The 19,839-nt window shown below is 66.2% G+C and carries 16 protein-coding genes; 5 read left to right on the forward strand and 11 right to left on the reverse strand.

Features of this window, described 5'->3' with window-relative positions; genetic code table 11:
* Genes ACK4FZ_RS07940 through ACK4FZ_RS07965 form a run of 6 tightly spaced genes read right to left on the reverse strand, consistent with a single transcriptional unit; the run spans nucleotide 1 to nucleotide 6,485 of the window.
* Entirely contained in the window at nucleotides 1–366 is a 366-nt protein-coding gene (locus ACK4FZ_RS07940; protein WP_409819612.1) for a response regulator, read from the reverse strand.
* Complete coding sequence (locus ACK4FZ_RS07945) at nucleotides 363–1,205, reverse strand: CheR family methyltransferase (RefSeq protein WP_409819614.1); 843 nt, start codon at nucleotides 1,203–1,205, stop codon at nucleotides 363–365. The genes ACK4FZ_RS07940 and ACK4FZ_RS07945 overlap by 4 nt, the downstream gene beginning before the upstream one ends.
* The gene (locus tag ACK4FZ_RS07950) at nucleotides 1,205–1,840 is read right to left on the reverse strand and encodes a HEAT repeat domain-containing protein (RefSeq protein ID WP_409819617.1); all 636 of its coding nucleotides are present in this window, start codon (nucleotides 1,838–1,840) and stop codon (nucleotides 1,205–1,207) included. Before ACK4FZ_RS07950 ends, ACK4FZ_RS07945 begins: the two co-directional genes overlap by 1 nt.
* Before the next feature lie 14 nt (nucleotides 1,841–1,854).
* Nucleotides 1,855–2,910: a chemotaxis-specific protein-glutamate methyltransferase CheB gene (cheB, locus tag ACK4FZ_RS07955; RefSeq protein WP_409819619.1), complete on the reverse strand. Its 1,056-nt coding sequence runs from the start codon at nucleotides 2,908–2,910 to the stop codon at nucleotides 1,855–1,857.
* 34 nt (nucleotides 2,911–2,944) lie between these two features.
* Nucleotides 2,945–4,507 carry a chemotaxis protein CheW gene (locus tag ACK4FZ_RS07960; protein ID WP_409819622.1) on the reverse strand — a complete coding sequence of 521 codons (1,563 nt, stop codon included), beginning with the start codon at nucleotides 4,505–4,507 and terminating at the stop codon, nucleotides 2,945–2,947.
* 52 nt (nucleotides 4,508–4,559) lie between these two features.
* Nucleotides 4,560–6,485, reverse strand: a complete 1,926-nt coding sequence (locus ACK4FZ_RS07965; protein WP_409819624.1) for a methyl-accepting chemotaxis protein — start codon at nucleotides 6,483–6,485, stop codon at nucleotides 4,560–4,562.
* Nucleotides 6,486–6,842: 357 nt separating this feature from the next.
* Here ACK4FZ_RS07965 and ACK4FZ_RS07970 point away from each other — a divergent pair, with 357 nt between their 5' ends.
* Nucleotides 6,843–8,042: an alpha/beta hydrolase gene (locus ACK4FZ_RS07970; RefSeq protein ID WP_409819627.1), complete on the forward strand. Its 1,200-nt coding sequence runs from the start codon at nucleotides 6,843–6,845 to the stop codon at nucleotides 8,040–8,042.
* A 170-nt stretch (nucleotides 8,043–8,212) separates the two neighbouring features.
* A complete protein-coding gene (locus ACK4FZ_RS07975; RefSeq protein ID WP_409819630.1) occupies nucleotides 8,213–8,548 on the forward strand; it encodes a hypothetical protein in 336 nt (111 codons plus the stop codon).
* Nucleotides 8,549–8,551: 3 nt separating this feature from the next.
* On the opposite strand, the gene kdpE is transcribed toward ACK4FZ_RS07975, so the two are convergent.
* From kdpE to kdpA, 5 genes are all read right to left on the reverse strand, one after another.
* Nucleotides 8,552–9,244 (reverse strand): two-component system response regulator KdpE, encoded by a 693-nt coding sequence (gene kdpE, locus ACK4FZ_RS07980; RefSeq protein WP_409819633.1) that lies wholly within the window; start codon nucleotides 9,242–9,244, stop codon nucleotides 8,552–8,554.
* Nucleotides 9,241–11,886: a DUF4118 domain-containing protein gene (locus ACK4FZ_RS07985; protein WP_409819636.1), complete on the reverse strand. Its 2,646-nt coding sequence runs from the start codon at nucleotides 11,884–11,886 to the stop codon at nucleotides 9,241–9,243. Before ACK4FZ_RS07985 ends, kdpE begins: the two co-directional genes overlap by 4 nt.
* A 93-nt stretch (nucleotides 11,887–11,979) precedes the next feature.
* On the reverse strand, nucleotides 11,980–12,597 hold the full coding sequence (kdpC, locus tag ACK4FZ_RS07990; protein WP_409819638.1) for a potassium-transporting ATPase subunit KdpC: 618 nt from the start codon (nucleotides 12,595–12,597) through the stop codon (nucleotides 11,980–11,982).
* 24 nt (nucleotides 12,598–12,621) lie between these two features.
* A complete protein-coding gene (gene kdpB, locus ACK4FZ_RS07995; protein WP_409819640.1) occupies nucleotides 12,622–14,760 on the reverse strand; it encodes a potassium-transporting ATPase subunit KdpB in 2,139 nt (712 codons plus the stop codon).
* 13 nt (nucleotides 14,761–14,773) lie between these two features.
* The gene (gene kdpA, locus ACK4FZ_RS08000) at nucleotides 14,774–16,462 is read right to left on the reverse strand and encodes a potassium-transporting ATPase subunit KdpA (protein ID WP_409819643.1); all 1,689 of its coding nucleotides are present in this window, start codon (nucleotides 16,460–16,462) and stop codon (nucleotides 14,774–14,776) included.
* A 384-nt stretch (nucleotides 16,463–16,846) separates the two neighbouring features.
* Between kdpA and ACK4FZ_RS08005 the strand changes: the two genes are divergently transcribed.
* Genes ACK4FZ_RS08005 through ACK4FZ_RS08015 form a run of 3 tightly spaced genes read left to right on the forward strand, consistent with a single transcriptional unit; the run spans nucleotide 16,847 to nucleotide 19,754 of the window.
* Nucleotides 16,847–17,956: an ABC transporter substrate-binding protein gene (locus tag ACK4FZ_RS08005; RefSeq protein WP_409819645.1), complete on the forward strand. Its 1,110-nt coding sequence runs from the start codon at nucleotides 16,847–16,849 to the stop codon at nucleotides 17,954–17,956.
* Nucleotides 17,953–18,993, forward strand: coding sequence for a FecCD family ABC transporter permease (locus tag ACK4FZ_RS08010; protein ID WP_409819647.1), 1,041 nt, complete (start codon nucleotides 17,953–17,955; stop codon nucleotides 18,991–18,993). The genes ACK4FZ_RS08005 and ACK4FZ_RS08010 overlap by 4 nt, the downstream gene beginning before the upstream one ends.
* Nucleotides 18,993–19,754: an ABC transporter ATP-binding protein gene (locus ACK4FZ_RS08015; RefSeq protein ID WP_409819650.1), complete on the forward strand. Its 762-nt coding sequence runs from the start codon at nucleotides 18,993–18,995 to the stop codon at nucleotides 19,752–19,754. Before ACK4FZ_RS08010 ends, ACK4FZ_RS08015 begins: the two co-directional genes overlap by 1 nt.
* Nucleotides 19,755–19,839: the final 85 nt, after the last annotated feature.

Genomic DNA, 19,839 nt, shown 5'->3' on the forward strand with positions numbered 1-19,839 from the left:
CTAGGCTCCCAGTAGCAAGCGGACGTGGGCCAGCAGCTGCTCTGGCCGGATCGGTTTCACCAAGTAGTCGTTGGCCCCGGCGGCAAAGGCTTGCGCCTTGTCTTGCGGTGCGGCCTCGGTAGACACCATGATGGCTGGCGCCTGGGCAATCTGCAGGTTGGCGCGCATTTCACGCAACAGGCTGTAGCCGTCCAGTTTAGGCATGTTGACATCGACCAATAGCAAGTCGAAACGGGCGCTCAGCAGTTTTTCCAGCGCCTCGATGCCATTAATGGCCTCATCGACTTCATAGCCTTCGGCCTCCAGGATGGCACGATGGTACAGGCGCACCGTGGCGGCATCGTCGACAATCAGGATTCGCTTCATCTGGCCTCCCCGGGTTTCTGGTAAACGATGGCTTCGGGAAATTTCCTGACCTTGTACAAGGCAGAGATGCGGCTCATCGACTCGGAGTGGCCGAGCAGGACAAAGCCGCCTGGGTTAAGTGCGTCATAGAAAGTTTCTGCTGCTGCCTTGCGCGACACATCGTCGAAGTAGATCAGCAGATTGCGACAGAAAATGACGTCAAACTGGCGGTAAGCGCGGGTATCTTCGCGGTCGGACAGGTTGACGCGGGTAAACGTTACGGCTTCGGGCAATGCATCACAGATCTGGTAACCGTCGCCGCTGGGCTCGAAGTATTTCTGCAGGTAGCTGAGCGGCAGCTGTGCCACCGAGCGCGCCGAGTACAGGCCGGCGCGGGCGGTTTCCAGTACGCCGGTGTCGATGTCGGACGAGATGATCTCCACGTCCCAGTCGCTGATCTGCGGCCAGTTCTCCAGCAAATACATGGCGATCGAGTACGCCTCCTCCCCGGTAGACGACGGAATGACCCAGATGCGGATGGCCTGTTGACGGCGCTGGCGCTGCAGGATTTCCGGCAGGATGGCACCCACCAGACACTGAAACTGGTAGGCCTCGCGGAAAAAGTAGGTTTCGTTCACCGTCATCAGGTTGACCAGTATCTGAAACTCCTCACCGGAAGCCTGAAAGCGCAGAAACGCAAAATAGCTGCGAAAACTGTCGTGCCCGGTCTTGAGTACCCGCTCGACAAGGCGCTTGTCGACAAAATAGCGTTTGCTCCTGTCGAAGTGGATACCGGTCTTGCGGTAGAAGAATTCCCTGAATTTGTCAAAGTCATCCTCGCTGATCGACAGTGTCGTCATCACGGTGCCCCGCTTTCGGCAACACGTGCCAGCGCCAGGTCGGCGGCAAACTGGATGTAAGGCTGCGCGGCAAAACGGCCTTTGGCGAGGCGGATGGCCGCCGCTGCAGCCGGGGTGCCTACCTCGGCCAGCAAGTCCAGCGCGGCAGCACAGACGTTGACGTGGGGGTCTTCCTGCAGCACCTGAATCAACCAGTTTTCTACCTGAGGGTGGCAAAGTGCGGCCAGAATATTGACGGCAAAGATGCGCAAATCGGCGTCGTCACTGTGCAATAGCTGCTGCATGATGGGGGCCACCTCGGCGGGCAGCTGTTGCATGCAGGCGATGGCTTCGTTACGCAGGCAGGCGTCTTCGCTGCGCAAGCAATCCAGCAGGCCCTGGATGGCGGCGGGGCTGCCGATAAGCGTCAGCGACGTCAGGATCACCTCGCGTACCGACAAGTCGGCCTCTTGCAACAGCCTGGCGGCCAGCGCACTGGCAGCGGCCGGGTAATCCACCAGGTCACGGGCGGCCCAACGCCGCGCCAGCGGGTTTGGGTCCTGCAACTGCAGCAACAGCGTATCGCCGTTGCGCTCGCGCTGTCGCTGCTCCTGCCGGGGCGTTCGTGCTTCCCCTTGCTTGCGGATCAAGGCCATGACGGTTCCTCCGGTCAGCGTCGCGCCCACAAACCCAGTTGGGCAGCGATGCGCTCGGCAGGCAGCACCATGCTGGCGCCGTTACGGGCAATCAGTTCGCCGGGCATGCCAAATACCACCGCCGACGCTTCCGATTCGGCAATGGTGCGGCCGCCCTGGCGGCGTATGTCGGCAAAGGCGTCGGCACCGTCGTCGCCCATGCCGGTCAGCATCACCGCCGTCAGCTGGCTGGCTGGCAGCAGCGCTAACGCAGAACGGGCCAGCAGCGTTACCGACGGGTGCCACAGGTAATCGGGGTTTTCCGGCTTGCTCAGTACCGTCAGCCGCCCTGCGCGCTCGGTCAGCACCATGTCGGCACCACCTTTGGCGATGTAGATGCGGCCAACCTCTACCGGCATCGGCGACGATGCCTCTACCACTTCCAGCGCGCACAGGCCATTGAGGCGGTCGGCAAAGGTGCGGGTAAAAGCCGCTGGCATATGCTGTGCCACCAGTACCGGGTACGGATAATCGGCCGGCAGTAGTGGCAGGATGTCTTCCAGCGTACGCGGACCTCCGGTGGAAACACCGATCAGCAGCAGGCCGTCGCGCTCGGCTGCGGGCGTCAGCACACGGCTAACAGGCCGGGGGGCGGGAGGCGGACGCTCGCGGCCGGGGCGCCCGCCTGGCAAGCGCAGCCGGGCGCGCAGCGCGGCGTTCACCTTGCGTACCAGCTCGTCGCGCACCTGGGCCAGACTCAGTGAAATGGTGCCGCCGGGCTTGGTGACGTAATCGACCGCACCCAGATTCAACGCTTCAAAGGTAGCCAGCGCCCCTTGCTCGGTCAGCGACGACACCATCACTACCGGTACCGGGCGCTGGGTCATGATCAGCGACAGCGCCGTCATGCCATCCATCTCCGGCATGTTGATGTCCAACGTGATGACGTCCGGCTCAAAACGCAGGTTCTCTGCCACCGCTTCGCTGCCATTACGGGCAGTGCGTACCTCGAAGCTGCCAGTCTGGGTCAGCATGGCCGACAGCTGACGGCGCATCAGCGCCGAATCGTCCACAATCAGTACTTTTTTCATGTTTGACTCACTGATACGGGGCGCTGGCCAGCGCTTAGGCGGCCAGGGTGGCCAACTCCTCCAGATCGCCCTGAGCCAGCAGGTAAGCCGGGTCGATCAGCTGTACCATGCGCTGCTGTTTATCCAGCTTGGCCATGCGCGCCAGCAGCCGGGCCTGCGCCTCCGACAAGCGCGGTGACGGCTCGATGGCGTCCTTATGGATACGCAGCACTTCGGCGACCGAATCCACAATAAAGCCGGTGCACACACCACCGATCAGAAACACCACCACGCGTTGGGTCTCGTTGCGCGCCATGCTGTCCATGCCCAGACGTCGACGCAGGTCGATTACCGGCAGCACGCTGCCGCGCAGGTTGATGACCCCCTCAACACAGGCCGGGGCCTTGGGCACGTGAATGAGCTGCTCCGGGACGCGTACGATTTCCTGCACGCTGTCGATGGACACGCCGAACTCTTCGCGCGCCAGGCGGAACACTACCACTTGCTCGTCGTCGTCCACCTCTTCATCCAGCGCCTCAAGCAAGGCGTCGTCTTGCGATGCTGACAGCGTGTTCATATCCTGCAGTGCCTCCTTGATGTAACGGTGATCGAACAGGTTGGCCGCATTCAGTACCGACACCAGCCGTTTGCCCTGCTCCAGCCGGCAAATGCGGCTGATCTCGGCCAGCTCGCCGTCGCGCGCCAGCAAGCTTGGCATGTCGTCTACCAGCTGGTGACTGACGCGCAGCACTTCATTCACGCTATCCATCACCAAACCCACTGTCGCCTGCCCCAACGACACCACCATGATGCGGCTGTGCTCGGTATCAGTCAGCGGCGGCAGCCCGAACAGGCTGCGCAGGCTGACCAGCGGCAGCAAACGCTGGCGCAAGGTCATTACCCCCAGCACGTGGGCATCGCTGCGTGGCACGTGCACCACCTGTTCAGGCAGCTGTACGATCTCACGCACATCCTCGATGGCGATGGCGTATTCCTGGCCGGCCACCGCAAAGCTCACCAGCTGCAGCTCGTCGCTGGCTTGCTCATCATCGGCACCCTCGCTGCCCAAGGCCGCCAGGCGGGCCATACCTTGCTGGTCCGCCGCCATGCGCGCCAGTTCAGCAAACTCGCCAGCCAGCAGACGGGCAAAATCCAGCACCATCACCATGGCCTGGTCACCAACATCCTTGATCACGGCGGCCAACAGCTCGGTATCGATACTACAGCGCAGGCTGTCCACGCTCTCCAGCCGTGCCGACTCCACCGCCACCACACTGGCCACCCGGTCAACCACAAAAGCCAGCGGCTGGCCCAGGTCGATCACCAAGGCGCGGGTGCTGTCATCGTGTTCGCGTGGCGGAAAACCGAATGCGTGCCGCAAGGAAATAATGGGCAGGATCTTGCCGCGCAGATTGGCCAGCCCCAGCAGGGCTGGTGGCGCCAGCGGCACCCTCACTACCTCGGGCACACGGATGATTTCCAGCACCGGCGCCATTGCTACGGCGAACATGTCGTCGCCACTCTGGAAGGTCACATACTGCGTGCTGTCCGCGTCCAGCGCTTTTGCCGCTGCAAGGGCGGAATCCTGCTGCTGCGGGCTTGCGTTTTCATTGGCCATTGCCTGCTCCCGGGCGTTGTCTTGCCTGTCATGCGCGCTGCCAGTGGCAGGCTCAGGTGCTTTGCAGCTCGTCGGCCAGCGATGCGATTTCCTCGATGGCCTGGGCAAGTTCCTCGGCGCCCTGCGCTTGCTGGGTGGAGGCCGACGCTGCTTCGGTGGCGGACTTGTCCGCCTCTTCGGCGGCAGAGGCAATCTGTTCCACGCCCTTGCGGATCTGAATGATGGCGGCACCGATCTCGCGGGCAGCGTCCTGGATTTCCAACGCACCACGGTCAACCTCAGCCACGTCGCTTTCGATCTGCAACAGGTTGGCGGTGCTGAGCTTGGCTTTTTCAGCCTCGTTGGCCGCGGCGGCGGCGATGTCTTCCAGGTCGCGGCCAACCAGAGCGATCTGGTCCTGCACATCACGTACCATATCCTTGATGCGATCGGCGTTTTCGGCCGAATCGTGCGCCAGGTTGCGGATATCGGTGGCCACCACCACAAAGCCCTTGCCAAACTCGCCGGCACGTGCTGCCTCGATGGAGCCGTTCACGGCCAGCATATTGGTCTGGATCGACACGGTGGTAATGGCGTCTACGATCTTGTCGATACGGCGCGATACCAGTGCCAGCTCCTTGATCTGGCGAATGCTGGCGCGTGAGGCGCTAACGGAGTTATCAATACCGCCCACCAGCGCCTCGATATTGCGCTGGTTTTGCAACAACAACTGTCGAATGGCTTGTACTCTCTCGGTGCTGGCGTCAGCACGGGCCAGCGCCAACTCCACCCCCTTTTCGATCTGGCTGACGGCCGATGCCGCCTGCTGGCTGGCGGCAGACTGGGTTTGCGCGCCTTTGCGAATCTGCTCGATGGCGGCCATGATTTCCGTGCCGGCACGGTTGATTTCCTGCACCGAGGCCGACAGTTCTTCGGCAGCCGACGCTACCTCTTCTGCGCTTTTGGCCACGTCGGTGGAGTTTTTCAGCTCTTCGGCCAGCTCTGACAGGCTGCCCGAGGTCTGCTCGCACTGCGCCAGCGCTACTGCCTGCTCGGCAACGGTACGGGCCGCTTCGGCGGCGGCCGCCGCCTGCTCTTCGGCAGCAGCGGCGATGTCTTCCGAGCCTTTCAGCGCCTGGCGCGACGCGGCGGCCGACTGCGCGGCGCCGGTGGCAATCTCGCGTACGCCGCTGACCACGTCCATCGCATCCAGGCGAATCTGCTCCAGCTGCGCGGTAATTACCTTGCCGTTTTCCACTTCGGCCTGCACGTTGCCGGCCGAGGTGGCAATACCTTCGGCGATCACCTTCACCTCGCCCTGGATCTGCGCTACCAGTTCCTGGATCTGCTTGGCGCTTTTTTCCGAGGTTTCAGCCAGGGTACGCACCTCGTCTGCCACCACGGCAAAGCCTTTACCGTGCTTGCCGGCACGTGCCGCCTCGATAGCCGCATTCAGTGCCAACAGATTGGTCTGGTCCGCAATGCGTGCCACTGCTTTTACGATGTCGCCAATACTGGCAGCTTGCTGCTCCAGTTCGCCCACCATGTTCACCAGCGATACCTGGCGCTGCGCAGCCAGCCCCACATTACTGACCAGCAGCGAGATGTCACCGCTGGTACGCGCTACCAGCAGCTGGGTTGCTTCCACTTTGCTCTGGCTGAGGTCGGCATTTTGCAACTGCCGGGCAATGGCGGTACCCACCTGCTCGAAACCGGCCAGCGACTCCTGCGCGGCGCCGGAAGCCTGCTCGGCACCGGTAGCGATCATGTCGACAGCTCGCTTCAGCTCTTCGGCCGCTGACGCAGCCTCGGCAATACCGGATGCCAGCTGGCCGGTTGCTGCGGCAATGCGCTCCGCTGCCTGCTGCTGCTTGCCCAGTGTGCGCGCTCGTCTGCGCATGGCCTCCGCCTCGCGTGCGGCGGAAGCCGCAGAGGGGCTGGAAGACGTATTACGGGCAGGACTGGGGGTGGAAACCGCCGATTTCTTGACGAGCGCCATGATGCCTCCATATCGGGTTCAAACCCGAAGCAGTGATGTCAGACCAACAAGCCAGAATTCATACAAAATCATTTAAAAATTAAGTATCACGATAGATGCTGAACTTTTAAATTCAAGATTTGTACACGACAAAGGCCGACAAACAGGGCAGGCAAACGCAGACAAAAGAAAACCCGCCGTAGGGCGGGTGCGGCCAAAGAGGGCCGAGTGATGGAGACAACACGAGGAGAGACCTCACTTGCAGCCTAGTCCCCCACTTGCTGCATTGCAACAAAAATTGCCATCCGGCACCGCTTTGACAGAAACTTCTCGCCGTTTTGACGACTCCATGCCACTTTGCTCCGCGCTTATCCAGCCATGAGAATTGCCCTGCCCCTGCTGCTGGCCCTGAGTATCAGCGCCTGCACCCAGACCCGCGCCCCGGACGCCCTGCCGCCGCTGGGCCAGGCCGACTTTGCCAGCTACCAGCAGCAAACCCGGCACTGGCTGCAGCAGCATCGCCGGTTTGTGACCGCCACACCGCAAGACGAGCTGGCCTACAACAGCCCGCAGCAATGGCAGCCGGCCGGCGCGCCGCGTGGCGCCATCCTGCTGGTACACGGGCTGGGTGATTCGCCGTATTCGTTTACCGACCTAGGGCCAGGGTTGGCCGCAGCCGGCTACCTGGTGCGCAGCGTGTTGCTGCCCGGCCACGGCAGCAAACCGGCCGACCTGATGGCCGCGCAATACGAAGACTGGCAAACGCTGGTAGCGCAACAGACCGCGCTGCTGCAGCGCGAAGGCCTGCCGGTGTATCTGGGCGGTTTTTCTACCGGCGCCAACCTGGTAATGCTGCAGGCTATGGCCGAACCGCGCGTGGCGGGCGTACTGCTGTTTTCGCCGGCGTTCAAATCCGATAGCCGCATCGACTGGCTGGCACCGTGGGTGGCACCGCTGAAACCGTGGCTGCGGTCGCCGGACGAGGGGGTGCAACAATCCCCGGTGCGTTATCTGAACGTGCCCACCAACGGCTTTGGTCAGTACTACCGCAGCAGCAGCGCCGTGCTGTCGGCGCTGGCGGCCAGACCCTACGACAAACCAGCGTTCATGGTGCTGGCCGAGCATGACTCGGTAGTAGACGTCGGCGAAGCGCGCCGCCTGTTCCAGCAGCGCTTTACCCATCCGGCCAGCCGCCTGGTGTGGTACGGCCGGCAAGCCGGCAACGGGCAGGACCCGCGCCAGCTATGGCAAAGCGACTACCTGCCGCAGCAGCGCATCAGCCAGTTTTCGCACATGAGCGTACTGTTCTCGCCGGCTAACCCCTTGTATGGCCAAGAGGGCAGCCTGCGCATGTGCCGTAACGGCCAGGAGGACGCCGAGGTAGCCGCCTGCCAGCGCGGTGCCACCGTGTGGTACAGCGACTGGGGCTACCGCGAACCGGGCAAGGTGCACGCCCGCCTCACCTTCAACCCCTACTTCGACTGGCAGCTGGGCGTGGCGCGCGGCGTGCTGCAAGCGGGCCAGGCCACGCCTCAGCCCGTGTTGGCCGCTTCGTCCAGCAGCCACGGAGATAACTGAGCGCGTGCCCCAACCAGCTTTCGCTCCCCAACTTAGCGCCTGCAACAAATCCGCCTGGGCATGCTGACGGTATTGGTTAAACCGGCAGCGCTGGCTATGGTAAGAACGGCCTGCGGCCAACCTTTCCGCTACCCGCCCGGCGCACCAGCCGGGCTTTTTTGGAGCACAGCATGCACCCACCCGAGCACGAGATGAACCACGACATGAAAGACTTCCGCCAACCGATGGTGACCTCGCTGGGCATCATCCTCGGCTTCATGCTGAACTTTCTCGGCCAGTGGGCAATACAGGACGACGGCGAAATCGCCGTCACCACCCCCTCAGACTTCGTCGTGGCGCTGGGCCTGATCACCGCCATCGCCATGATGCTGTGGGTACTGTTCCGCCTGCTGAACAACCGCTACCCGCTGCAGCGCGCCGGCCACTATTACCACACCACCTTCCGCGTCTACATGCTGGCCATCCTGCTGGCCTTCGGCGCGGTGACAGCGGCGCTGTTCGTGTAGCCGCTAGACATTGGCCAACCGGTAACCGACGCCGGTTTCGGTAAGCAGAAAGCGCGGTTGGGCCGGGTCTTGTTCCAGTTTCTGGCGCAGGTGGGCCATGTAGATGCGCAGGTAGTGGTTGTGCTCCACGTGCGCCGGACCCCACACCTCTTTCAGCAGCTGGCGGTGGGTCAGCACCTTGCCGCGCTGCGCGATCAGCGCCACCAGCAGCCGGTATTCCAGCTGCGTCAGGTGCAGCGGCTCGCCGCCACGGCTGACGCTGCGCAGGCCCAGGTCCACCACCACGTCGCCCAGCGTCACCTTGTCGCTTTCGCTGGCGGCGCTGCTGCCGCGGCGGCGCAGCTGGGCGCGCACACGGGCTTGCAGCTCGCCGGTGCCGAACGGTTTGGTCAGGTAGTCGTCTGCGCCGGCGTCCAGCGCGGCGATCTTGTCGCCCTCGTCCACGCGGGCCGACAGCACGATCACCGGTACGCTGCTCCAGCTGCGCAGGTCCAGCAGCAGCGCCACGCCGTCGCCGTCGGGCAGGCCTAGGTCCAGTACCACCAAATCGGGTTTGCGGGTGCCGGCCTCGATCAGGCCGCGTGCCACGCTGTCGGCTTCGTACACGCGATGGCCGTCTTCTTCCAGTGCGGCTTTGACAAAGCGGCGGATCACCGCCTCGTCCTCGATGACCAGAATGCTGGCGACGTTGTTCACTGCAGGTTCTCCGGGTCGAAATCCAGCGCCGGCTGCGGCGCCAGCGGCAGGCTAAGGGTAAAGCAGGCCCCGCCGGCCGGCAGGTTGGCCGCGCTGATGCGGCCGCCGTGCACGTCGGCAATGGTACGGCAGATGGCCAGCCCCAGGCCGACGCCGCTGATGGCCGACTCGCGCTCGCCGCGGGTAAAGGCGGTAAACAGCGCGTCGGGGTCGCACGGCGGCAGGCCGCGGCCCTGGTCGGCCACGCTCAGCAGGATGTGCTGGGCGCTTGCACGGGCCGTCAGCGTGATGGTGCTGCCGGCGGGGCTGTATTTGAGCGCATTTTCCAGCAGGTTGACCAGCAACCGCTCCAGCAGGATGGGGTCGGCGTACAGCATTGGGCAGTCCAGCGGGGCGTCCACCTGCAGGCGGTGGCTGGCAGTGGCGCCGCCCAGGGCGGCGATGGCGCTGCCGAACAGCTCTTGCGGCGGCAGCCAGTCGCGGCGCAGCGTCACGCCGCCGGCCTGCAGGCGGGCCATTTCCAGCAGGTTGGTTACCAGCCGCGAGATGCGCTGGCTTTGCGTCTGCAGCGTGGCGGCCTGCGCGGCGTGCGGCGACGCCTCGCGGGCCAACTGGCGCTGCAGGGTTTCGGCCTGGCCGGTGAGCGCGGTGAGCGGCGTGCGCAGGTCGTGCGACAGCGCGGCCAGCAGCGAGTGGCGCAGCCGTTCCGATTCCATCGCCACCAGCGTTTGCTGCGCCACGGCAATGTAATGCAGCCGTTCCAGCGTTTGCGCCGCCAGCGCCGCTACCGCCTCGGCCAGGCGGCGGTTGTCGGGTTCGGCCAGCGTGGCGGGGTCGGCCACGCGCAGCACCAGCACGCCGCGGGTACGCATCGGCGCTTTGAGCGGCAGGTACAGGCACGGCGCGTGTGGCAGCGTGTGCGTAGCCACCCCGGCCGGGGCGGCATGGTCGTAGCACCAGCGCACGATGGCGGTGTCTTCGTCCAGCGCGTCGCCGGCCTGCGGCTGCAGCGCGCCGTCTTCGTCGTCAGGCGGCAGCCACAGCCGGATATTGGCACCCAGGCTGGCGTGTAAAAAGCGCTGGCTGATTTCGCCCACCTGTTCCGGCAGCAGGGCTACGCCCAGCTCGCGCGCCATCTCGTACAGCGTGCGGGTGTGCGCCTCGCGCTGGCGTGCCTGCGCGGCACTGTGGCGCTGGCTGGCCACCAGTTGGCCGGCTACCAGGCCGACGATCAGCATCACGGCAAAGGTAATCAGGTACTGCACGTCGGACACCGCAAACGAGAAATGCGGCTGCACGAAGAAAAAGTCGAACAGCGCCACCGACAGCACCGCGCTCAGCGCCGCCGGGCCGCGCCCGTAGCGCACCGCCACCCACAGCACGCCCAGCAGGTAGAACATCACCAGGTTGGTGGGCTCCAGCACGCCTTGCAGCGGGCTGGCCAGCACGGTGATGGCCACACACAGCAGGCTGGCCGCCAGCCAGCCCTGGCGGCTCAGCGGCCACAGCGGCCAACGTAGCCAGGGTCGCGCGCCGGTGGCCGGCGCCGGGCCGGATAGCAATAGCAGGTCGAGGTCGGCGGCGTGCTGCTGCAAGGCCTGCTGCAAGCGGCGCCCGGCCAGCGGTGCCGGCATCGCCAGCAGCGACAGATTATGGCGGCGGGCGTAGTCGGCCAGCAGGCGCGCTGGCGAGCTGCCACTCAACACCAGCGTGGTGGCGCCCTGCTCGGCCGCCTGCTGCAAGGCGGCCAGCGCAGCGGCGCGGGATGCCGCGTTGCTGCGGCCATCGTCCACCCACACCGCGTGCCAGGCGGCGTCCAGCTGCCGCGCCAGGCGCTGGCTCTGGCGTACGCTGTCGGCACCAAAGCGGCCATCCACCAGCAGCAGCAAGCCGTGGCGGGTGGCCCACACCGGCGCCGCCTGTTGCGTGGCGCGCTGCGCCTTGACCTGGCCATCGACACGGTCGGCCATGCGCCGCAGCGCCAGTTCGCGCAGCGCGATGAGGTTGCCTTTGCGGAAAAAGTTGGCCGCCGCGCGCTCGGCCACCTCGGGCAGGTAGACCTTGCCTGCGGCCAACCTGTGCAGCAGGTCGTCCGGCGGCAGGTCCACCAGCCGCACTTCGTCGGCCTGGTCGAACACGTGGTCGGGCACCGTTTCGGCCACCTCCACGCCGGTCACGCGGCTGACGATGTCGCGCAGGCTGTACAGGTGCTGCACGTTCATCGCGCTGTACACGTCGATGCCGCTGGCCAGCAGCTCTTCCACGTCCTGCCAGCGTTTGGGGTGGCGGCTGCCGGCGGCGTTGCTGTGCGGCAGCTCGTCCACCACCACCAGCGCCGGGCGGCGCGCCAGGATGGTGTCGATATCCAGCGCCGCCACCGCCTTGCTGCGGTGGTCGAGCTGGCGGCGCGGCAGCACGGCCAGGCCGTGCAGCATGGCTTCGGTGTCGGCGCGGCCGTGGGTATCCACCCAGCCCACCAGCACGTCCAGGCCCTGGGCGCGTTTTTCCTGCGCCTCGGCCAGCATGGCGTAGGTTTTGCCCACACCGGGCGCGGCGCCGAAAAACAGCTTCAGCCGGCCACGCGGGCGCGGCAGGCTGGCCAGCAGGGCGTCGGGATCGGGGCGACGGTCGGGGTCGGTCATGGTTCTGGCTTATCGTGATCGGTTTCTCTAAACAGCGGCAAGGTTGGCCGCAGGCGGCCAACCTTGTGCGTCACATGGCGCTTGCCGATGGTATCAGCTGCCGGCCAGCGCCAGGTTCAGCTGCAGCACGTTCACCCGTGCCGTGGCGTCGCTGCCGAACCAGGCCACCTGCGCCTGCTGGCGTACCAGCTGCGCCAGCTTGCCGGCGTCCAGCTGGCGGGCGGCGGCCACGCGCGGTACCTGGTACAGCGCGGCGGCCAGGCTGATGTGCGGGTCCAGCCCACTGGCGGACGCGGTCACCAGGTCGGCCGGTACCGGCCCGGCCGGCAGCGGGCCGGCGGCTTTCAGCGCGGCGATGCGCTCGGCCACCGCCTTGGCCAGCGCCGGGTTGGCCGGGCCCAGGTTGCTGCCGCCGGAGCCGGCGCCATTGTACGGCGTGCTGGCGGTGGCGGACGGGCGGCCCCAGAACTCGCCCGGTTTGCTGAAGGCCTGGCCAATCAGCGCCGAACCCACCACGCGGCCTTGCTGTTGCAGCAGCGAACCCTGCGCCTGCGCCGGAAACAGCCACTGCGCCAGGCCGGTGACGGCCAGCGGGTACACTAGGCCCAGCAGCAGGGTGAGGCCCAGCAACAGGCGGGCGGCGGGCCACCACAGGGCGCTAGCGGCGGGTTGGGCAGCCTGGGTGTCGCTGCCGGACAGTACGTGTTGCATACGGTTACCTTTCTAAAAAATGGCTTACACCAGCCCCAGCAGGGCCAGCAGCATGTCGATCAGCTTGATACCGGCAAAGGGCAGCAGCAGGCCGCCCAGGCCGTACACCAGCAGGTTGCGGCGCAGCAGCGCCTCGGCGCCCAGCGCGCGGTAGCGCACGCCTTTCAGTGCCAGCGGAATCAGCACCACGATGATCAGCGCATTGAAGATCACCGCCGACAGCAGCGCCGACGCCGGGCTGGCCAGCTGCATCACGTTCAGCAAGCCCAGCTGCGGGTAGGTGCCGGCAAACGCCGCCGGGATGATGGCGAAGTACTTGGCCACGTCGTTGGCCAGGCTGAAGGTGGTCAGCGCACCGCGCGTCATCAGCATCTGCTTGCCGATTTCCACCACCTGGATCAGCTTGGTGGGGCTGGAGTCGAGGTCCACCATATTGGCGGCCTCGCGCGCGGCCTGGGTGCCGCTGTTCATCGCCACCGCCACGTCGGCCTGCGCCAGCGCCGGGGCGTCGTTGGTGCCGTCGCCGGTCATGGCCACCAGTTGGCCGCGCTGCTGGTAATCGCGGATCAGCGCCAGCTTGTTTTCCGGCGTGGCCTCGGCCAGGAAGTCGTCCACACCCGCTTCGGCGGCGATGGCGGCGGCGGTCAGGCGGTTGTCGCCGGTCACCATCACCGTCTTGATGCCCATCTGCCGCAGCTGGGCAAAGCGCTGCTTGATGCCCGGCTTCACCACGTCTTTCAGCTCCACCACCCCCAGTACGCGGGCGCCTTCGGCCACCACCAGCGGCGTGCTGCCACGGCTGGCAATGCCGTCCACCTGCTGTTGCAGGGCCGGGCTAAAGCTGCCGCCCAGCTGCAGCACGTGGCGGCGGATGGCGTCGGCGGCGCCTTTGCGGATCTGGCGCTCGCCCAGGTTGATGCCGGACATGCGCGACTGCGCGGTAAACGGCACAAAGCTGGCGCCGGGCGGTACCAGGCCCTGGTGCAGCGCCTGCAAGGTGCCCTGCCCCAGCTGGCTTTCGCTCAGCACGCCGTCGTGGTGCGGGGCCACGGCGCGGGTTTGCTGCTGTGCCAGCACCACGATGCTCTTGCCTTCCGGCGTGTCGTCGGCCAGTGAGGCCAGCCAGGCGGCTTCGGCCAGCGCGGCGGGCGTGCTGCCGGCGGCAGCGATGAAGGCGGCGGCCTGGCGGTTGCCGAAGGTGATGGTGCCGGTCTTGTCCAGCAGCAGCACGTCCACGTCGCCGGCGGCTTCCACCGCGCGACCGCTGGTAGCGATGACGTTGGCCGCCATCAGCCGGCTCATGCCAGCCACGCCGATGGCCGACAGCAGGCCACCGATGGTGGTAGGAATCAGGCACACCAGCAGCGCCAGCAGTACCGGCAGCGAGATCACCTCGCCGCTGCCGGCGGCGCCCACGCTATATACCGAGAACGGCAGCAGCGTCACCGTCACCATCAGGAACACCAGCGTCAGCGCCAGCAGCAGGATGGTGAGCGCAATCTCGTTGGGCGTCTTGCGGCGCTTGGCGCCTTCCACCATGGCGATCATGCGGTCGATGAAGGTTTCACCGGGGTTGACGCTGACGCGCACCACGATCCAGTCCGACAGCACGCGGGTACCGCCGGTCACCGAACTGAAGTCGCCGCCCGATTCGCGGATCACCGGGGCCGATTCGCCGGTAATCGCCGACTCGTCCACGCTGGCAATGCCCTCGATGATCTCGCCGTCGCAGGGGATGAGGTCGGTGTGCTGCACCAGTACCACGTCGTCCTTGCGCAGGTCGCTGGCGTCCACCACGGTAAAGCCGGCACCGTAGCGGTACGGTGCGGACAGCTTCTTGGCGATGGTGGCTTTTTTCAGGCTCTTCAGGCTGGCGGCCTGGGCGCGGCTACGGCCCTCGGCCAGCGCCTCGGCAAAGTTGGCAAACAGCACGGTAAACCACAGCCACACCGCAATGCTGCCGGTGAGCCAGGCCGGCGCGTCGCCCTTGCCCTGCAGTGCCATCACCCACAGCACGCTGCACAGCACGCTGCCCAGGTACACCACGAACATCACCGGGTTTTTCAGCTGCTCGCGCAGCGCCAGCTTGCGCACGCTGTCGCGCAGCGCCGGCTTCAGCAGTGCCGGGTCGAACAGCGGCAGGCTGGTTTTGTTATCGCTCATTTTGGTCTCCTGCTTAACGCGCCCAGATCATCAGGTGCTCGGCCACCGGGCCCAGCGCCAGTGCCGGCAGATAGGTCAATGCGCCCACCAGCAGTACGCTGCCGACCAGCAGGCCGATGAACAGGCCGCCGTGGGTGGGCATGCTGCCGCTGGTGGTAGCCAGCGTCTTCTTGGCCGCCAGGCTGCCGGCCAGTGCCAGTACCGGCACGATGACGGCAAAGCGGCCCAGCCACATGGCAATGCCCAGCAGCGCGTTGTAGTACGGGGTGTTGGCCGACAGGCCGGCAAAGGCACTGCCGTTGTTGTTGGCCGCCGAGCTGAACGCGTACAGCACCTCGCTGAAGCCGTGCGCGCCAGGGTTGGCCAGGCCGGCAAGACCGGGGGCCAGCAGCACGCTGGCAGCGGTGCCGGCCAGCACCAGCGCCGGGGTGGTAAGGATCACCAGCGCCACCATCTTCATGTCGAACGCCTCGATCTTCTTGCCCAGGTATTCCGGTGTGCGGCCCACCATCAGCCCGGCCACGAACACCGCCAGCACGGCAAACACCAGCATGCCGTACAGGCCGGAGCCCACGCCGCCAAACACCACCTCGCCCAGCTGCATCAGCCACATCGGCAGCATGCCGCCCAGCGCGGTCAGCGAATCGTGCATGGCGTTCACCGCGCCGCAGCTGGCGGCGGTGGTGACGGTAATGAACAGGCTGCTGGCGGCCATGCCGAAGCGCACTTCCTTGCCTTCCCAGTTACCACTGCTGCCGTCCACGCCCAGTGCGGCCAACAGCGGGTTGCCCTGGCTTTCGGCTGCCATCACGCCGCTGGCGCAGGCGATGAAGATCACGCTCATCGCCGCGTACAGCGCCCAGCCCTGGCGGCGGTCGCCCGCCAGATGGCCAAAGGCGTGGGTGAGGCCGGCCGGGATCAGGAAGATGGCCAGCATCTGCAGCAGGTTGACGAGCTCGGTGGGGTTTTCGAACGGGTGCGCCGAGTTGGCATTGAAGAAGCCGCCGCCGTTGGTACCCAGCAGCTTGATGGCCTCTTGCGACGCCACCGGGCCCAGCGCCAGCGTCTGCGCGTGGCCGGCCAGCGCGGTGTATTCGCTATACGCGGCCAAGGTTTGCGGCACGCCCTGCTGCACGAACAGCAGCGCCAGCAGCAGCGACAGCGGCAGCAGCAGGTAGACCGACACGCGCAGCACGTCGGCCCAGAAGTTGCCCAGGTCGGTGCTTTCACGGCGGGTAAAGCCGCGCATCAGCGCAAACGCCACCGCGATGCCGGTAGCGGCGGACAGGAAGTTCTGCACCGCCAGCCCGGCCATCTGGGTGAAATAGCTCATCGTGCTTTCACCGGCGTAGCCCTGCCAGTTGGTGTTGGTCACAAAGCTGATGGCGGTATTGAACGCCGAGCCGGCCTCCACCGCGCCCATGCCTTGCGGGTTGAACGGCAGCACGCCTTGCAGCCGTTGCAGCGCGTACAGCAGCAGCGCGCCCAGCAGGTTGAACACCAGCACCGCCAACGCGTACTGGCGCCAGCCCATGCCGCTATCGCGAATGCCGGCCAGCCGCAGCAGTGCGGCGTCCAGGGCTTGCCAGCGCGGGCTCACTTGCCCGGCGGCCAATGGTGCCAGCCAGGCACCCATCGGGCGGGCAGACAGCGTCAGCAGCAGCATGAACACCGCCAGCAGGCTGTAGAATTGCAGCATCATGGCAGGTCCTCCGCGTGCAGCAGCGCATGCACCAGCCAGCCGGCCAGCAGCACGGCCAAGGTGGCCGCAGTCAGGGTAAGCAGGGTCATGACGCCCTCCTGCCGGACAAAGTGTGATAAACGCGCAGCAGGCTGACAGTGCTGCCACACAGCAGCACCAGCCCGCCCAGCCAGATCAGATCTTGCATGATTACCTCGATAGGGGGAGCAACACTGCCACTGTAGGGCGCGCCATCGAAAGATCGTGCTAAATGGTGGCAGCGTGGTGTAAACGCGGTATAAAAACGCTGCGACACCTGGCCGCACCCCTGCGACACTATGTCGCAGGCGCCGCGGCCAACGTTTATCGATAATCCGGCCTTTCCTTCCGTTGCCGGAGCCCCGCATGTCTGCCTTTAGCCGTCCCCTGTTGCTGGCCACCCTGTGCCTACTGCCCGCCACCTCCCTGCTGGCCAAGCCGGTGAAGTTCACCGACGTCAGCGGCCGCGAAGTCACCGTCGATGCGCCGGCCAAGCGCGTGGTGCTGGGCTTTCACTTTGAAGAATTCACCGCCATTGCCGGCGCCAAGGCGTGGCAAAACGTGGTGGGCATCAGCAAAACCGGCTGGGCCGGCTGGCGCGCCGGCAACTGGGCACGCTATGTCGAGGCGATTCCGCAGCTGAAAGACATGCCGGACGTCGGCTTTACCGACGACAACAGCTTCAGCGCCGAAAAAGTGATCGCCCTGAAACCCGACGTGCTGATCCTGCCGGAGTGGGGTTACAAGGCGCTGGGCCCGGCGGCGCAGCAGCTGAGCGCGGCCGGCATCCCCATCGTGGTGGTGGACTACAACGCGCAAACGCTGGAACGCCACCTGGCCAGCACCCGCGTGCTGGGCAAGGTGATGGGTAGCGACAAGCGCGCCGAAGAACTGGCCAGCCTGTACCAGAAGAAATACCAGGACGTGATGGCCCGCATCGCGCGCGCCAAGGCCACCGCCAAGCCCAAGGTGTACGTGGAGCTGGGCCGTGACGGCGCCGACACCATCGGCAACACCTACCGCGACACCATGTGGGGCCAGATGCTGGACAACCTGGGCGCCGACAATATCGCCAACGGCCGCATCAGCGCCAACTGGGGCCCGCTGAACCCGGAAGCGGTGCTGGCGGCCAACCCCGATCATGTGATCATCGCCGGCTCGTCGTGGCAGAACCGCCCCAAGGCAGTAAAGCTGGGCTACGCCTCGGACGACGCCACCGCCCGCGCCACGCTGCTGCCGTACACCAAACGCGCCGGCTGGGACACGCTGAAAGCCGTGCAGCAACAGCACGTGTACACGCTGGACCACGGCCTGGCGCGCACGCTGGTGGACTATACCGCCATGCAGTTCATCGCCAAGCAGCTGTACCCGGCGCAGTTTGCCGACGTGAACCCGGTGGCCGAGCTGCGCCAGTTCCACGAGCGCTACCTGCCGGTGAAGTACAGCGGTAGCTGGATGGTGACGCTGAAACCGTGAGCACCCTGAGTCTGCCCCTGCCCGCCGCCCGCCGGCTGGCGCCCGCGCTGGCCATGCTGTTGCTGATGGCCGGCATGTTGCTGCTGTCGCTGCTGCTGGACGTGGCCAGCGGCCCGTCGCTGCTGCCGCTGCGCGAAGTGGTTGCCGCGCTGAGCGGTAGCGGCGCCGAGCGCGGCAGCGACGTCATCGTGTGGCAGATCCGCCTGCCGGTGGCGCTGATGGCACTGCTGGTGGGCGCCGCGCTGGGCTTGTCCGGGCTGGTGATGCAGACCGTGCTGCACAACCCGCTGGCCAGCAGCTATACGCTGGGCGTGTCGGCCGGCGCCGGCTTTGGCGCGGCGCTGGTGATCGTGCTGGGCAGCGCGCTGCCGCTACCGGAAACCGTCGCCGTACCGCTGGCGGCATTCCTGTTTGCCGGCATCGCCTGCAGCGCGGTGCTGGGCATCGGCCGCGCCAAGGGTGGCCAGGCCGATAGCTACGTACTGGGCGGTATTGCGCTGTTGTTCCTGTTTCAGGCGCTGCTGTCGTTACTGCAATACCTGGCCTCGCCCGAGGCGCTACAGGCCATCGTGTTCTGGCTGTTCGGCAGCCTGTACAAGGCCAACTGGCCCAAGCTGGGGCTGGTAGCGGCCGTGCTGGCGCTGTGCCTGCCGCTGCTGCTGCGTGACGCCTGGCGCTTTACCGCGCTGGGGCTGTCGGACGAGCGGGCGCAAAGCCTGGGCGTCAACGTGACGGCACTGCGCTGGCGCGCGCTGGCCATCGTGTCGCTGCTCACCGGCGCGGCGGTGGCCTTTGTCGGCACCATCGGCTTTGTCGGGCTGATCGCGCCGCACATCGCGCGCTTTTTGCTGGGCGAAGACCAGCGCCTGCTGCTGCCCGGCGCCGCGCTGTGCGGCGCACTGCTGCTGTCGCTGTCGTCGCTGCTGGGCAAATGGCTGTCGCCGGGGGCGCTGATTCCGATCGGCATCGTCACCGCCGCCGTCGGCGTGCCGTTCTTCCTGCTGCTGGTGATGCGCAGCAAACCGGAGGCGTGGTAATGCTGCAGGCACAACAACTGAACGTCAGCCTGGGGCGCCAGGCCATCCTGCACGATGTGTCGTTCGAGGCGCGACCGGGCGAAGTCACTGCCCTGCTCGGCCCCAACGGCAGCGGCAAAACCACGCTGCTGAAAACGCTGGCCGGCCTGCTGCCGGCACGCGGCCAACTGCAGTGGCAGGGCCAGGCGCTGCCGCTGCAACGCGGCGGCCAGCTGCACGCGGCCTGCGGTTACCTGCCGCAGGACTGCAGCACGCGCAGCCGGCTCAGCGTGACCGAAGCAGTGCTGCTGGGGCAGCTGGGGGCCTTGGGCTGGCGCGTCAGCGCCGAACAGCGCGCTGCCGTACAGCAACAGTTGGCCGCACTGGGGCTGGGCGCACTGGCCGAACGCCGGCTGTGCGAGCTCAGCGGCGGCCAGCGCCAGATGGTGTTTCTGGCACAGGTGCTGCTGCGCCAGCCCGGCCTGTTGCTGCTGGACGAGCCGATCAGCGCGCTGGACCTGCAACACCAGGTGCAGGTGATGCGCAGCGTGCGCGAGCAAACGCAAGCGCGCCAGCTGACCTGCGTGGTGGTGCTGCACGATTTGAACGCCGCGTTGGCCTACGCCGACCGCGTGCTGTTGCTGCAGCACGGCCGGTTGGTGGCCGCCGGCCCCGCCCGCGACATCCTTACCCCCGCCGTGCTGGCGCCGGTATTCGGCGTCGCCATCCACCAGGCCCACACCGCCAGTGGCCACAGCGTGCTGTGCCCGCATAGCGGCTAGCAGCGGGCTACGCTTCTCCTTCTCCTTCTCCTTCTCCCTCGCCCCCGCCCGGCCTGCCGCTTGCACGCCGGGCTGCTGCTTTTGG

Source organism: Vogesella sp., from assembly GCF_046297735.1.
GTDB classification, from domain to species: domain Bacteria; phylum Pseudomonadota; class Gammaproteobacteria; order Burkholderiales; family Chromobacteriaceae; genus Vogesella; species Vogesella urethralis.